Source organism: Magnetospirillum sp. LM-5, from assembly GCF_902729445.1.
Classification (GTDB): Bacteria; Pseudomonadota; Alphaproteobacteria; order Rhodospirillales; family Magnetospirillaceae; genus Magnetospirillum.
In genome coordinates this window covers 1-13295 of record NZ_CACVCE010000048.1, presented here as the reverse complement: position 1 = coordinate 13295, position 13295 = coordinate 1, and the positions used below count along the sequence as shown (strand labels likewise).

The 13295-nt window shown below is 62.7% G+C and carries 14 protein-coding genes; 2 read left to right on the top strand and 12 right to left on the bottom strand.

Going from position 1 to position 13295, the window contains the following annotated elements; genetic code table 11:
• The 5 genes from MTBLM5_RS15090 to MTBLM5_RS15070 all read right to left on the bottom strand — a co-directional run.
• Window positions 1-453 (bottom strand): integrase arm-type DNA-binding domain-containing protein (locus tag MTBLM5_RS15090; protein WP_173976899.1); only part of this gene is annotated, 453 nt, incomplete at its 3' end.
• Window positions 454-1106: 653 nt separating this feature from the next.
• Window positions 1107-1937: a hypothetical protein gene (locus tag MTBLM5_RS15085; RefSeq protein WP_173976898.1), complete on the bottom strand. Its 831-nt coding sequence runs from the start codon at window positions 1935-1937 to the stop codon at window positions 1107-1109.
• A 5-nt stretch (window positions 1938-1942) separates the two neighbouring features.
• On the bottom strand, window positions 1943-4567 hold the full coding sequence (locus tag MTBLM5_RS15080; RefSeq protein ID WP_254431081.1) for a DEAD/DEAH box helicase: 2625 nt from the start codon (window positions 4565-4567) through the stop codon (window positions 1943-1945).
• Between the two features lie 18 nt (window positions 4568-4585).
• On the bottom strand, window positions 4586-4948 hold the full coding sequence (locus MTBLM5_RS15075; protein WP_068504234.1) for a HEPN domain-containing protein: 363 nt from the start codon (window positions 4946-4948) through the stop codon (window positions 4586-4588).
• Window positions 4949-4971: 23 nt separating this feature from the next.
• Window positions 4972-5508, bottom strand: coding sequence for a nucleotidyltransferase domain-containing protein (locus tag MTBLM5_RS15070; protein WP_173976897.1), 537 nt, complete (start codon window positions 5506-5508; stop codon window positions 4972-4974).
• A 619-nt stretch (window positions 5509-6127) separates the two neighbouring features.
• On the opposite strand from MTBLM5_RS15070, the gene MTBLM5_RS15065 reads away from it, so the two are divergent.
• Complete coding sequence (locus tag MTBLM5_RS15065) at window positions 6128-6343, top strand: hypothetical protein (protein ID WP_173976896.1); 216 nt, start codon at window positions 6128-6130, stop codon at window positions 6341-6343.
• 22 nt (window positions 6344-6365) lie between these two features.
• On the opposite strand, the gene MTBLM5_RS15060 is transcribed toward MTBLM5_RS15065, so the two are convergent.
• The 4 genes from MTBLM5_RS15060 to MTBLM5_RS15045 are packed head-to-tail and all read right to left on the bottom strand — an operon-like array spanning window position 6366 to window position 10103.
• On the bottom strand, window positions 6366-6710 hold the full coding sequence (locus MTBLM5_RS15060) for a DUF2190 family protein (RefSeq protein WP_173976895.1): 345 nt from the start codon (window positions 6708-6710) through the stop codon (window positions 6366-6368).
• Window positions 6711-6713: 3 nt separating this feature from the next.
• Window positions 6714-6920, bottom strand: coding sequence for a phage head-tail joining protein (locus MTBLM5_RS15055; protein ID WP_173976894.1), 207 nt, complete (start codon window positions 6918-6920; stop codon window positions 6714-6716).
• Entirely contained in the window at window positions 6920-8719 is a 1800-nt protein-coding gene (locus tag MTBLM5_RS15050; protein WP_173976893.1) for a prohead protease/major capsid protein fusion protein, read from the bottom strand. Before MTBLM5_RS15050 ends, MTBLM5_RS15055 begins: the two co-directional genes overlap by 1 nt.
• Window positions 8712-10103, bottom strand: a complete 1392-nt coding sequence (locus MTBLM5_RS15045) for a phage portal protein (protein ID WP_254431080.1) — start codon at window positions 10101-10103, stop codon at window positions 8712-8714. Before MTBLM5_RS15045 ends, MTBLM5_RS15050 begins: the two co-directional genes overlap by 8 nt.
• A 271-nt stretch (window positions 10104-10374) precedes the next feature.
• Here MTBLM5_RS15045 and MTBLM5_RS15040 point away from each other — a divergent pair, with 271 nt between their 5' ends.
• The gene (locus MTBLM5_RS15040) at window positions 10375-11334 is read left to right on the top strand and encodes a cation diffusion facilitator family transporter (RefSeq protein ID WP_173976892.1); all 960 of its coding nucleotides are present in this window, start codon (window positions 10375-10377) and stop codon (window positions 11332-11334) included.
• Here MTBLM5_RS15040 and mamR read toward each other — a convergent pair.
• Genes mamR through mamV form a run of 3 tightly spaced genes read right to left on the bottom strand, consistent with a single transcriptional unit; the run spans window position 11331 to window position 13067 of the window.
• Window positions 11331-11636, bottom strand: a complete 306-nt coding sequence (mamR, locus tag MTBLM5_RS15035; RefSeq protein ID WP_173976891.1) for a magnetosome protein MamR — start codon at window positions 11634-11636, stop codon at window positions 11331-11333. The genes MTBLM5_RS15040 and mamR overlap by 4 nt on opposite strands.
• A 13-nt stretch (window positions 11637-11649) precedes the next feature.
• Window positions 11650-12003: a CZB domain-containing protein gene (locus tag MTBLM5_RS15030; RefSeq protein ID WP_173976890.1), complete on the bottom strand. Its 354-nt coding sequence runs from the start codon at window positions 12001-12003 to the stop codon at window positions 11650-11652.
• 29 nt (window positions 12004-12032) lie between these two features.
• Window positions 12033-13067, bottom strand: a complete 1035-nt coding sequence (gene mamV / locus MTBLM5_RS15025; protein WP_173976889.1) for a CDF transporter MamV — start codon at window positions 13065-13067, stop codon at window positions 12033-12035.
• Window positions 13068-13295: the final 228 nt, after the last annotated feature.

Genomic DNA, 13295 nt, shown 5'->3' with positions numbered 1-13295 from the left:
GCGGTGAAGGCGGGCGATGTCGGCCCGGGTGATAGCAGCTACCTGGAGCTTTCCGGCGCGGGGATTGATGTAGGTCTTGAGGTAGTAGCGGTAGCCGACCACCGTGCCCGGCTTGCAGTGATGCTCGGCATGGTCGGCGAGAACCCGCTCACCCAGTTCCTTCAGGGTGGGGTCGTGGCGGGCCCTGTCGCGGGCGGCGGCGGGGTCGTTGCCATCCTGCACGGCGGCCAGCACCTTCATGGCCTCGGTCCTGGCCTTCTCGGTGGTCAGGATGCCGTGCATTCCGAGGCTCATTCGCCGGAAGGTCCGGCCGGCGCGATACTGCACCATGTAGGAGCGCTTGCCGCTGGGCAGGATGCGGATGCCGAAGCCGGGCAGATCGCTGTCGAAGATGATGTAGTCCTTCTCCCGCGGCTCGGCCGCTTCGACAATTCTCTTGGTGATCTTGGGCATGGGGCAGGGGCCTTCAGGTGGTTACGGTGGGCGGCGCGCGGCCTTCTTGCGGACCACACTGAAGGGTGATTGAATAAATAATCAAGTTGAGTCAATGTGTTGTCGAAGTGGTGCGGAGTCTTTCGAAGCCGCTCGCAATCAGGATTCAGAGGCTTGGCGATGATGCGATTGGAGATTGCTTACCGCCATTCATCCATGGACTCCTCATGGACTCAATGAGGCACAAAATGTAGCGCGGCGGTGCGAAAGGGAGAGTGGATTTGATTTGGGCTATTGCTTTGATATGGCGGAGAAAAGCGAAAACGTGAGGGGTGCGTGGAAAAGCCGAGAAACACAAAATATGGGTCTCATAATCTGGAAGTAGCAGAGCGAAATCCTGCGAAGCGGAGTGACAAGGGAGCGAAAAGCTGGGTACGGGCATCCGGTGGATGCATTTTCGATCAATCCCGCAGAAATCCGCCATTTTTCCCAGTTCTATGAACCCTACTCGGTTCCCGGTCGATGTCCCGCCGTCGCAGTTCCAGCGTTTCTGCAGCTTTGCGAGATGCGACCTTCAGGTAATTTGACAAAATGCCGATCGGCCAGGAATTGCGGTTAATAAGTGCTCTGGCGATGCCCCTGCAACAATATTGCGATACAGAATTTAGCCGACTTCAATCCTTCCACCACTTCACATAGCCATCTGCGGTCAGCTCCATATCGGCCTTTGCGGGCGCGGATTTCTTCTTGCGGGCAGCGGGCTTCGGCTGGGACGGGGCCTCCGTGGGCGGAACCGGTGAGGCGGCCATGTCCAAGCCGAACAGGGCGGCCATGTCGTCGGTCTCCAGGATGTTGGCCGAGGATGGAGGCGCCTTGGTCAACGGGACTTCATGACCGAAATCGGTGATCAACTCGTGGTGATCGACGCCGCGCAGGGTGAACAGCAGTTCGGGCTGGTGGTCGAGGCGGGCGCCGATGCCGTAGAGCGTCGCCGCCACATGCTTGCACATGGAGGCCCAATCGGGGCAAGAGCAGGAGAACTTGATCTCCGAGGATTTGGGAAACAGGCCGGTGCCCGGGCGGTACAATCGTTCCATCACCGGCTTGGACAGTTTCCCCTGCAGCAGGTCGACCAGCGAGTCGATGCTGCCTGCGCAGTCCTTGCGCAGAATTTGCCAATGGCTCTTGGGCAGGGGGTGGATGGTCACGGTCACCGCATAGAGGGACGATCCCGCGACCTGGGCGGTGACCTTGCCGGCAGCGATTTGAAGGTCGACCACCGACCCGTTGCGGACATAGGTACGCCCGCGCGGCAGGCGGTTGTCATAATCGCCGAAGCTCTCCATGGTGTCGCACCATGCCTTGCCCCAGGCGGAGGAGGCGATGGTGCGGCCGGTGATGACCACCGGCGACACCGCCTGGCCTGCCTTGCGCCGCTTGACCATTTCCCGTTCGGCCTTCTTGCGCCGTTCGGCCACCGGGACATAGGGCGCCCATCGCACCATGCGTGTCACTCCTTCGCAACGGCGGCAAGATCAAGAGCGACGAGGCGCAGCAGGTCGTCATCGTTCATCTCGGTCAGGTTGATCTCGGCCGAACCGCTTAGCAATTCCTCTGACAAGGATTTCTTGGCCTCGATCATGGCGTCAATCTTTTCCTCGACGGTGCCGGCGCAGACGAATTTGTGGACCAGAACGTTGCGCTTCTGACCAATGCGGAAGGCGCGGTCGGTGGCCTGGTTTTCTACCGCCGGATTCCACCAGCGGTCGAAATGCACCACATGCGAGGCGGCGGTCAGGGTCAGGCCGGACCCGCCTGCCTTCAGCGAAAGCACAAAAAACGGAACCGTCTCATCTTCCTGGAATGCCTGGACCAGGGACTTACGCTCCTTGACCGGCGTGTCTCCATGCAGCACCAGCCCGCGCCGGCCAAATATACCGGACAGGAAGGCCTCCAACGGCGCCGTCACCTCGCGGAACTGGGTGAATACCAGCATTTTGTCCTGGCGGGCTGCCACCACCTCGGCGATATCGCGCAGGCGCGACCATTTGCCGCTGTCGTCTTCGGCCCAGTCCCCATCATTCAGCCATTGCGAGGGGTGATTGCAGATCTGCTTGAGCCGCATCATGGTGGCCAGCACCAGCCCCTTGCGCTGAATGCCCGAGGCATTATTCAGTGCTTCGGCCAGATCCTCTACCGTCTGGGCGTACAGCGCCGCCTGTTTGCGACTTAGCAGGCAATGAGCCTTGATTTCGGTCTTGTCGGGCAGGTCGGCGATCACGGATTTGTCAGTCTTCATCCGGCGCAGGATATAGGGTCGCACCAACTCGCGCAGCGGGCCAAAGGCGTTGTGTTCACGCGCGGCCAGGGCCTTGGCGTAACTGGAGAACTGCTTGGCGTTGCCCAGCAGGCCGGGATTGATGACGTCGAAGATCGACCACAGATCGCCCAGATGGTTTTCCACCGGCGTGCCGGTCAGCGCGATGCGCGCCGCGGCGTTGATGGATTTGACCGCCTTGGTCTGCTTGGCCTTGGAGTTTTTGATGGCCTGGGCCTCGTCCAGCACCAGGAAATTCCAGTCGGTGGCGGCCATTGCCGGCAAGCGCAATAGCGTGCCATAGGAGGTGATGACCAGATCGACGTCACCGAAGCCATGCATCTGTTTGATCCGGTCCGCCGGCATCGCCGAAGGATGAACGATCAGGGCACGCAGATCGGGAGCGAAGCGGTCGATCTCCGCTGCCCAATTAGCTAGCAGCGAGGCCGGAGCCACCAGCAGGGAGGGGCCTTTGCCCCGATGCGTCAGCAGCAGCGCCAGCACCTGGATGGTCTTGCCCAGGCCCATGTCGTCGGCCAGGCAGGCGCCCAGCCCCAACCCGGTCAGCAGGTGCAGCCAGTGGACGCCGACCTTCTGATAGGGCCGCAGGGTTGCCTTCAGCATCGGCAGCGGCTCGGCGAGGGCTGCGGGGTCGCGTAACGCCGTCAGGGTCTCGGCCAGCCACGGGCCTGCGGTGACTTGCGACCATTGGCGGGTGGCCTCGTCGGGGCTGTCTTCGGCGATAGCGGCGCCGGCCAGCAGGCGCATGGCCTCGGCGAAGCTCAGGCCGTCACGTTCGGCCATGGCCTCGGCGTCCTGGAAACGCCGCAGCTCGCGGTCCAGACGGTCGCGGTCGACCTCCACCCATTGGCCGCGCAACAGCACCAGCGAGTCGGTCCCCGCCAGCAAAATATCCATGTCCTCGGCCGACAGCGTCTCGCCGTTCAGGGTCACTTCCATGCGAAAGTCCAGCAACCCGTCCAGGCCCAGCGCCGAGGGCTGACGGCTGCCGATGGCGGCGGTGACCTTGGGCCGCGGCGGTCGGGCGGCGGCCCATCCCGCCGGCATGCGCACGATCACCCCGGCGGCGTCGAGATCGGGCACGCTGCCCATGAATCGGGCGGCGTCGGACGGCGTCCAGCGCAAGGGATGGTAAATTTCTCCGTCCTCGACCATCGCCTTCAGCCAGGGGCAGGACTGGCTGGCGCGGCTTACCGGGAGCAGCAGGTTCAGTAACCGCGGACGGTCGGCGGCATAATCGTGCAGCGCCTGGCCCAACGGTACATGCCGTGCCTGGCCGCTGGCTGCCAGCTCGGTGGTATAGGTGGCCATGAAGGCGAAGGGAAAGTCGGGGTCGCGGCGGTTCTCCGCCAGATTGAAATGGACCCGTCCCACCGTGTTCCATGCCGGGTTCAAGGAAGACAGAAAGCCCTGCAAGTCCGAGCCAGCAGAGCTCGCCACCGCCGCCACAATCTCATCCCACAGGGCGCGTAGCACCGAGGGGGTCAGGTATTCGGCCCCTTTCATCATCGGCGCGGTGAGCGCCAGGGTCGCCAGTTCGGCCTCGGTCGGAGGCGGAATATCGGTGGAGGCTTGATGGCACAAGGCCGACACGGCGCGGCGGACAAAATCGCGCCACCACAACAGGGTCGGCGGCAACGCCTTGGCATTTCCGGCTCCCAGATGCAGCAAGCCGTGACCGGCTCCGCGTGCAAAAGCCGTGGCCAGCGGGCCGTCGCCGGAGTCCAGCAGCAGGTGTCCGTGGGGCGTCAAGCGCAGGGCGGGTTCGTCAATAGCGGACGGCGAGGGCAATGTCACGACGATGACCTTCCGCGATTATCGTTCGGACAGCCAGTCGCGGATCTCGGGCAGCAGCGCCTCGATGTCGGCCAGTGCGGCCTCGACATCGCCCGGATCGGGCATGGCCGGGAACCAGCCGCCGGGGCTGGGGTAGCGCCACGCCGTGGCTGCCGCCGACAGATTGTCGAGGCCCAGAAGATCCTCCTTGAAAACATGGCCGTCTGGAAGGGAGCCGGCGGCCTGTCCGATATTGTGTGTGCGGCCGACGGCGAGTCCTTCGCCTTCGCAGACCGCCCGCGTCATCTTCTCCGCCGCCTGCTGGGCATGGAAGATCGCCTGATCGGGCATTTCGGGAAGCAACCGTCGCGCGGCTTCGATGTCGCGCTCGGCAGCGGTCATCAGGGCGGAGAGGCGCCGGTTTGTCATTGGCTGACCGCCTGACCGCGCCAGCGGTCACGGAAGGGAGAGCCGGGGCGGGCATACAGCAACCGGCCTGCGCTGTCCGCCGCATGGGCAATGGTGCCGGGCCGTTGCCGTTCAGCCTCGAAATCGGCGAGGCGGCAGGGCACGACGTCGACGCCGATGCCGCAGCCCGCCACCGGCGCATAGGCGGCGAAATAGTCCGGGGGGCCGCTTTCGTCGTCGGGCAGGATGACCAGAAGGTCGAAATCGCTGTCCGGGCGCGCCGATCCGGCGGCGCGGCTGCCGAACAGGAAAAGCGCCACCGGACGGAGCGCCGTCTTGAGGCGTCCGACCAGGAACGACAACGCCGCGTCCTCGTTGCGGAACGGGCCGATGTTACGGATCGCGGTGTCGCTGCCAACCAGGGACGGCCGCGTGCGGATGAATTCCAGCATGGCCGCCGTCATGCCCGGATCATCCTTGATGGCGTTGACGAGCTCGCGGACGGCATGCTGCCGATCGGGTTTCACCCGGAAGGTGATCGTGGGGGTGGACATGGGAGGAATTCCAGCCTTGTGACACAGACCTTCATATATGTAGTACGCAGTCGTGACGCAGGCAAGAACTCGTATGGAAAGCCCCCTGTGGAGCGATGTGATGGCGCTCATTGCCATCGATCCATGGACTCCTCATGGACTCAATGAGGCACAAAATGTAGCGGGGTGGTGCGAAAGCGAGAGTGGTCTAAATATGGCGTGTCACTTTGATATGTTGAAGAAATGCGAAAATGTGAGGTGTGTGTGGAAGTCCAGAGAAACACAAAATATGGGTCTCATAACCTGAAGGTCGCAGGTTCAAATCCTGCCCCCGCAACCAAATTAATGGCGCTAAGTCAAAGACTTAGCGCCATTTCCATGTCCGGGGTCGTGTTGCAAGAGAACGCAACGCGAAACCGCGCGATTCCAAACAGTTACGGACGGTGACGGCGATTCCGTGCAACACCGATGCGACACGGGAATCTGCCTGTGTTGCTATGATGTTCGCGGCGAAGGGCGTTGCTCCGAGGCCCGCATCCGGGGGCGCGGAAAGCTGCCATGTCAGCGCCATGTCAACAGATTGGACTTGCCTGGGCGGCGGTTCAACGCCGTCATGTGGGCACCATGAACGGAGCCCACCATGCCCAAGACCAAGGATTCCGCCCTCGCCGCTTTCATCGCCCGCAAGGCCGAGATCGACGCTATGCTGGCCCGGCTCCAGGACGCCAGCGCCGATCACTTCGGTTTTGCCCCGGACGACATCAACTGGGGCCACGTCGGCACCCTGGCGCACTACGCCGAACTCCTCAAGCGGATCACTGACGCAGCCTTCAACGAGGGCGAACACGCCGCCTGATCGGCGGCGCTCCCATTCACGATCACGCAGCCTCGGTCGCCACCCCGTCCAGACGCACTCGCACGGCGATGGCGCCGTTGCCGGCGGCGGTGATGGCCACGCCCACCGGGTACAGCCCGGTCGCAGGCGGGGCGATCACCTTGACGGCATCGTCCCACGCCACCCGGTCGCCCAGGGCGAACACCGTCGCCGGGGCCTTGGGCAGGTCGTAGACGCCGGTGGTGGCGATCTCGACGTTGCTGCCTTCCGGCGCGGTGGTGGCGGCGATGCCGAACAGGCCGCCGACGATCATGCCCTGGCCCGAGGCGATGCCACCGGTCGGGGCCGGCATGGTGATCATGGCGCCGGTCTGGATGAAGTTCTTCATGCTTTATACTCCCTTGCTGGACTTGATCCGCACCTGGGTGACGCGTGCGTTGCTGCCGAGGCGGCGCTCGAGATCGGCCAGGGCGGCTGCCATCTCGGAATCGGAGCGGTACTCGACCTTGCGCCCGTCGCATTCCACAATGCGGGTGCCGGCGTAGCGGGCGCGCAGCAGCGCCTCCCGCCAAGCCAGAAGCTGGTCGCGGTCGGCCATTACGCCGCCCCCGCATTGGCGTACCAGCCCCGGTGATCGACGAAGCCCGCGCCGAAATCCAGGATCACCCGGATCTCGACGCCATCCACGTCCCAGCCGGACTTGGACTCCACCTGCGGGCCTTCGGCTCCCGACAGGTAGGCGAATTCCAGTCCGTCGATCTCGGCGGGATCGGCGGTGACATACCACCGGTTGGCGCTGGACAGGCGGGGCTCGACCACCATGGTCAGCGAGCCGGCGAAAGGATTGACGTCGGCCGCCTTGGCCGCCGCCACCGAGGCCAGCCAGCGTTCGGCCTCGGTCTCCAGGGCTGGCGGCACCAGCAGGTATTTGGGCGTCACCCGGATGATGCGATCCTCGATGCCTTTCTGGGTACGCAAGCTGAGCCGGGCCGCCGACAGGGTGGTGTCGGAGATGGCAGCGCCCGATCCCGCCTTGTTGCCATGGTCGGCATGGAACAGCGGCTTGTTGTCCGACAGCTTCGGCCCGTTGCCGGAATTGGCCTCTACCAGTTCGACCAGCAGACGGGCTTCGGTCTCGGCCGCTCCCTGGCCCATGCGCCGCGCAAGGTCGGAGAAGGCGCCGAGGTCGTCGTTGACGATGACCTGGCGGGTGATGCCGATCTTGCGCGCCCAGGTCTCGATCTTGTAGGCCTCGCGGGCCTCGGCCATGGTACCGGCCTTGATCTCGCCGTGCTCGCCCAGCTTCTCCAGCAAAGGCGCTTCACCCAGCATGATCTTGTTGACGGCACGGAAGTCGCGGGCCGAGGTCTGGCGGCCCAGCTGGCGGATGCCGGAAGGCGCGGCCTGATAGGCGGCGCGCAGGGTGCGGCCCACCGTGTCGCCCAGGATGATGCCGAAATCGCTGGTGGTGTGCAGCGCGCGGGTGACCATGGCGGCGGGCGACAGGCCGGTGACGGCATGACCGCGCAGGGTCAGCAGTTCCCGCGCCATCTCGGCGCAGGTGGAATAGGCGTAGCGTCGGGCCGGTTCCGACAGGGCATGGGCCGGATTGATGCGGGCATACAGCGCCTCGCCCATCTCGCGGGCGCGGGCATCGGGATCGTCGTGGCTGGCGACGTGCTCGACGCGCACCTGCTCGGTGCGGATGGTGGGGCTGCTGCGCTGGGCCAGTTCGGCGAAGGCGGCGCGGCGGGCCTCGTCGGCGCTGGCGTCACGGTCGATCAGGCCATCGACGAATTCCTGCCCCAGCCCAGCGACACGGGCGACGGAGCGGATTTCGGCATTGATGGCGGCGCGGGTGTGGACACCATCCCCCTCGGGGATGGTGGGGACGGGTTCGGGCATTCTCTCCTCCATGCGGATGTGGGCGCCGGGATCGGCCGGCGTCGGGACCAGGGAAATTTCGATGGGCGTCCAGCGGATGGCGGTCAGCACCCGGACGCCCTTGTCCAGGCTCTCGGCCCATTGCTCGACGGTGTAGCCGACCGAGATGTGGCGTAGGATGCCGCTCACCACGTCCTGCCAGACCGGCTCCACCTCGGGCCGGGCCGAGAACTGCACCAGGGCGACGCCCTGGCGGCCATCGACCGAGGCTGTCCGCACGGTGCCCAGCACGTCGCGCACCGCGTCCTGCCGGTGGGCGTCGAGTACCGAGGCACCGATCAGGCGCGACAGGTCCACGGCATCGGGGGCCAGCGACAGTCGTTCCTCATAGGGGCCGGAGAGGTCGCGGCGGCGGACACCGGCGCCGGTGCTCCACACCACCTCGGCGGTGCGGGCCTGGGCATCGATGCTGGCGGGAGCCAGGGTGCTGCGGCGGGTAATCAGGTCAGCCATTGTTGGGCGCCTCCATGGTCAGGCCGAGGCGCTTTTCCCGCTCGCGGTCGGCGGCGATGGCGGCATCCACGTCCTCTGCGTCGTAGCCGCGTTCGGCGATGCTCATGCCTCGGCTCTTCAGCCCCGCCTTGATCTGCTCAATCTCGGCCCGCGCGTCCTTCAGAGGATCGACCCAATCCCATTTGGGCGGCAGCCAGTCGCAGGCGAGGAAGGCGGACGGATCGCGGTCGAAGCCGGCGGCGGGCAGGTGGCCCGCCAGGACGGCGAGGCGGACGAAGCGCTCCCACACCGGGCGGCAGAACTGATGCACCAGCACTGTGTGCTGGACCTGCTCGATGCGGCGGCGGAATTCCACCAGCCCGGCGCGGATGCTGGAATAGGTGACGCCTTCGAGGTCGCCCGAGACCAACTCGTAGGGCAGGCCCAGCCCGCTGGCGATGGCCCGGATGTGGGTTTTGGTATAGGCGCCGTAATCGCCGGGATCGGCCGGATCGGAGAACTGGATGTCGGCGCCGGGCGGCAGCGGGATCAGGCTGCCTGGTTCCATGCCCACCTGGAGCACCCCTCCGATGCCGCTGCCATCGTTGAAGCCGGCCACCGTGCCGTCGGGATCGCGGATGAAGCCGGTGAACAGCGCGGCGACCTTGGCCTTGACCAGCGCCGCGTCCTCGTACTGGTCGAGTTCATGAACGCGCAGCAGCACCGGGGCCAGCCAGGTGATGCCGCGCACCTGTCCCGGTGCCAGCGGCTGGAATAGATGCGCCACGTCGCCGGCCGGCAGGCGCACGGTGTCGAGCGACAGCGGTGCCAGGGCATCGCCGGGCCGATGGGCATGGCAATGATAGGCGACGCGGCGGCCCGAGCCGTCGAACTCGATACCGGCCCGGATGCGGGCACCGGCCCCGATATCGCGGTGAAGGTCCATCGGCACCTGCTCGCGGTCGAGAAGGTCGATGGTCAGGGGGAGTGGCGACACATCCTCGGCCATGCGCAGGCGGGCGAAGCTCTCGCCGCTTTCGACCATGGCGCGGAAGGCCAGTGCCTGGAGGCCGTAGAAATCGGTCAGGCCGGCGGCATCGGCCCGATCCGTCCAGCGGTCCCACAGCGAATGCAGGGTGTCGCGGATTTTGGCATCAGGGTGGCGCGAGCGCGGCTTGATGCCGGCCCCCACCGCGTTGGCGGCCAGCGACTGCACCGCCGCCGACACCCATGGGTTGTTGCGGGCGTACCAGCCGGCCCGCCGCGCAGCCGTGGTGGCGCCGGCCTGGATCGAGCCGTTGAGGCCGTCCACGGTGCGGGCGCCGTCCCAACGCCGACCGCCACCAGCCGCGTCAAACGAGCGGCGGCGGTCGAGGCCAACGGCACTGAGAAGGGATTTCCACATGCCTCGGATTATCGGAGACGGCGGATTCCCTGGCTATTCGGAGAGTTTGGGAAAGATTGGTGGGAAGCGGGACGAGAGGTGATAGATTGGGATTAGCACCCGACTTTCTCAATCATTGGCCGACGGCTGCTCTTCCTGGCTTCTTCCTTCCGTCCTGATGAAGAGGCGGCTCTGATCATCCGTTTGTTGACGGGGGCGATTGACCGAATTTGACCCTCAGCAGCCAGAGGGGGATTTCTCAGGATCGCTATCGTTCAAAGGATCGCAGCCCATGACCCTCTCCCCACTCGTGGCCTCAGAGGTCGCCCGCCTGAAGAAAGCGGCGACGGCAGCATCTTTGGCTACCGCCACCGTCATGATTGGCTTGAAGGTCGGGGCATGGGCCATAACCGATTCCATAAGCGTCTTGACCTCGATGATGGATTCCATCCTCGATTTTAGCGTTGGGTTGATGAACTTCGTTGCGGTTCGCAAGGCGTTAAGTCCAGCTAATCGGTTCCATCGCTTCGGGTTTGGAAAGGTCGAACCTCTGGCGGTTCTGGCTGAAGCCGTCTTCCTGTTCGGTGTGGCCATTATGATCATGATCGAGGCCATTGACCGTTTGCGCCACCCTCATCCCATTTCTCATGCCGAGTTGGGTGCATGGGCCATGGCGGCGGTCATCGTTCTGACCATCGGGTTACTACTCTATCAGCGCCATGTGATCCGCAAGACCGGCTCCCTGGTCGTTCGGGCCGATGCGATCCACTATGCTTCAGACGTGATGATCCATGTAGGCATCATCTTTTCTCTGCTGCTGTCTGATCTGGCGGGTGTGTTTTGGGTGGATTCGGCCTTCGCATGCGGCGTGGCCTTCTATCTGGTCTGGAGCGCGAGGACGATCCTGAGCGAATCCATAGGGATTCTACTCGATGGCGAATTACCCGACACCGAGCGGCACAAAATCCGGGATCTGGCCTTGTCCCACCCGGAGGTCAAGGGAGTTCACGATCTGCGCACCCGTTCCGCTGGTCCACAGATATTTATCCAGCTCCATGTTGAAATGAACCCCAATCTGTCACTGCGTGACGCGCATCGCTATACCGAGGAAGCCATCGACCTCATCCTTGCTGCCTATCCCGATGCCGAGGTCCAAATTCACGAGGAACCGGTGGGCATGCCCCGCCACCGCTCGTGGTGCGCCGAGGCTGGACCCATTATTCCAGGCCAATACGCCGGCCCGAAAGATTAGTCAGTGGATGGCACAGTGGGGGAGGCCAGATAATTGATCAGTGACTGGCCGACGATCAGATAGTTGCCGTTGCCACCCTTGGTGGCTTGGATTGCGCCACTCTTGATGAGCTTAAGCACATCCAGACGAGCCATCTTCAAAAATTCAGCAGCATCGCCGCTGGAATAGATACTCGATGGCTTTATCGTATTGGAGCCGTAGTGTTGGCTAAGTCCGAATAATCCAAGAACGATACTAATGGTCGAAGCTAAAATTTCCAGAATCTTGTCCATGGAAACAAGCGACTTGGATGACTTCGCCATGATTTTCTCCTGCTTAGCTGGTCTCATTGAACCCAGTGTAGCGATATTCGAACATCGTCAGCATGAAAATGAGATCTTGGCTATCGCGCTTCAACTCGTCGAGAGCGACTTCGGCCTCCACAAAATTGCGATCACTGAATAACTTCACAAGAATATCAGCTGTCTCATGGAAAGGCCGATGACGTTTCTCCAGAAATGATATTTCCGGATATGCACTATATTTTTCGAGTGCCTCTGAATAAATCCATTTTCCAAGTTCGCATGTCCGGCAGGACTCAAGTGCCGGCGCAGATTCGTGCCGGATCTTCTTTTCAAGCTGAAGCAGCCATCGGAGGTGAACAAGTCGCGCTTTTGATATGTCAACCATGCTGCCTCATCATGTGCTATGGCGTAAAATCATTCTGAATGAAGGCTTGGCGACGCAGGCTCCTGTTTTATCGTGTCCGCGAATAAATGACCTGCCCAGTAATCTGGGACATCGTCATTTTGGCTCGTGTCTGGCACCGTGATGATCCACGCATGCTGAACCTCCGAAAAACTATCAAGTATATTTTCTCTAAGGTTGTTGACGATGGCGTTGCTTTCAGCAACCGTCAGCTTCTCGTCAATTGAAACATGCATATATATTTCCCAGAACTCTCCCAAGCTGCGGCCTCGGATCAACTTTATTTCTCTAACACCCTTTGTTGCCCGTGACTTACGGGCTATTTCATCAAGGGTTTCACGCGGAACAGTGACGTCTAAAAGGCCCTTGATGGCATCCCATGCGATGATTCTGCCAATATTCATGACAATCAGGGAGACGAGGAGCGCAGCGATGTGATCTGCAGCATCAAGCCCAGCATTGGAAAGAACGATTCCGGTGATTACAACGATGGAGGTGATCGCATCGATGCGATTGTCACGGCTCGCAGAGCGGAGCGCAATGTTGTCATTTTCTGTCGCGACGCAAGAGAGATAGCGCGACATTAGTTCGCTAAAAGCAGCGGAGACTATGACGCCGACGATGGCAAACAGAGAGCCTGTTGCCTCCACGGTGTTCGGCTCATTGAAGCTCGTGCTGGCGAGAAAGACGCCGGTCCCGATGAGGGATATTCCGATTATGAGCGAGGTAACGAACAGAATCTTTCCTGCCCCAAACGGAAAAGTCTTGCTGGGAGGAATCTTGGAAATTCGGATGCTGGCGAGGGTCAGGCTCTTGGTGATGGCGTCACCAATGGAATACAGTCCCTGCGCTGCCATGCCCATGCTGCCTGACATCACACCAAGCAGGCTCCGGAATATCGCTTGGGCCAGCGTGCCTCCCAGATCCAACCGTGCAGCTTCTTCTACGCAGGTTTTCCTGCCCGAATTTCCCATGTGAACTGCTAGTCCTTCCAGGTCCCAGGCGAGGATAGCCTCCATCCTGAGCCCGGGGAAGCGCAAAGTCATATTCCTGATGCTGGAATATCCGAGAGGTCTCAGCCTAACGAAGGTGTGGCCGGATCGCGGGAAAGGGGGGGCGCCTCACCGGGACGCTGTGATTGCCTCAAATTGGCACTGACCCGGCGTAGCTACCGTTCTCAATGAGCGACGGCTGACGGGGGCACAGAGGCCGCCTGCCGCGCCGCTGCCGCACGGCTCTGGTTGACCCACAAGAGGCACTCGCACCTTATTAGA

What these genes read in the sequence shown, in the direction of transcription:
- MTBLM5_RS15030 (WP_173976890.1), bottom strand. Translation starts at nt 12,003, where the DNA reads ATGGTTGACATATCAAAAGCGCGACTTGTTCACCTCCGATGGCTGCTT.
- MTBLM5_RS15060 (WP_173976895.1), bottom strand. Translation starts at nt 6,710, where the DNA reads ATGAAGAACTTCATCCAGACCGGCGCCATGATCACCATGCCGGCCCCG.
- MTBLM5_RS15040 (WP_173976892.1), top strand. Translation starts at nt 10,375, where the DNA reads ATGACCCTCTCCCCACTCGTGGCCTCAGAGGTCGCCCGCCTGAAGAAA.
- MTBLM5_RS15075 (WP_068504234.1), bottom strand. Translation starts at nt 4,948, where the DNA reads ATGACCGCTGCCGAGCGCGACATCGAAGCCGCGCGACGGTTGCTTCCC.
- MTBLM5_RS15045 (WP_254431080.1), bottom strand. Translation starts at nt 10,103, where the DNA reads ATGTGGAAATCCCTTCTCAGTGCCGTTGGCCTCGACCGCCGCCGCTCG.
- MTBLM5_RS15055 (WP_173976894.1), bottom strand. Translation starts at nt 6,920, where the DNA reads ATGGCCGACCGCGACCAGCTTCTGGCTTGGCGGGAGGCGCTGCTGCGC.
- mamV (WP_173976889.1), bottom strand. Translation starts at nt 13,067, where the DNA reads ATGACTTTGCGCTTCCCCGGGCTCAGGATGGAGGCTATCCTCGCCTGG.
- MTBLM5_RS15050 (WP_173976893.1), bottom strand. Translation starts at nt 8,719, where the DNA reads ATGGCTGACCTGATTACCCGCCGCAGCACCCTGGCTCCCGCCAGCATC.
- mamR (WP_173976891.1), bottom strand. Translation starts at nt 11,636, where the DNA reads ATGGCGAAGTCATCCAAGTCGCTTGTTTCCATGGACAAGATTCTGGAA.
- MTBLM5_RS15070 (WP_173976897.1), bottom strand. Translation starts at nt 5,508, where the DNA reads ATGTCCACCCCCACGATCACCTTCCGGGTGAAACCCGATCGGCAGCAT.
- MTBLM5_RS15085 (WP_173976898.1), bottom strand. Translation starts at nt 1,937, where the DNA reads ATGGTGCGATGGGCGCCCTATGTCCCGGTGGCCGAACGGCGCAAGAAG.
- MTBLM5_RS15065 (WP_173976896.1), top strand. Translation starts at nt 6,128, where the DNA reads ATGCCCAAGACCAAGGATTCCGCCCTCGCCGCTTTCATCGCCCGCAAG.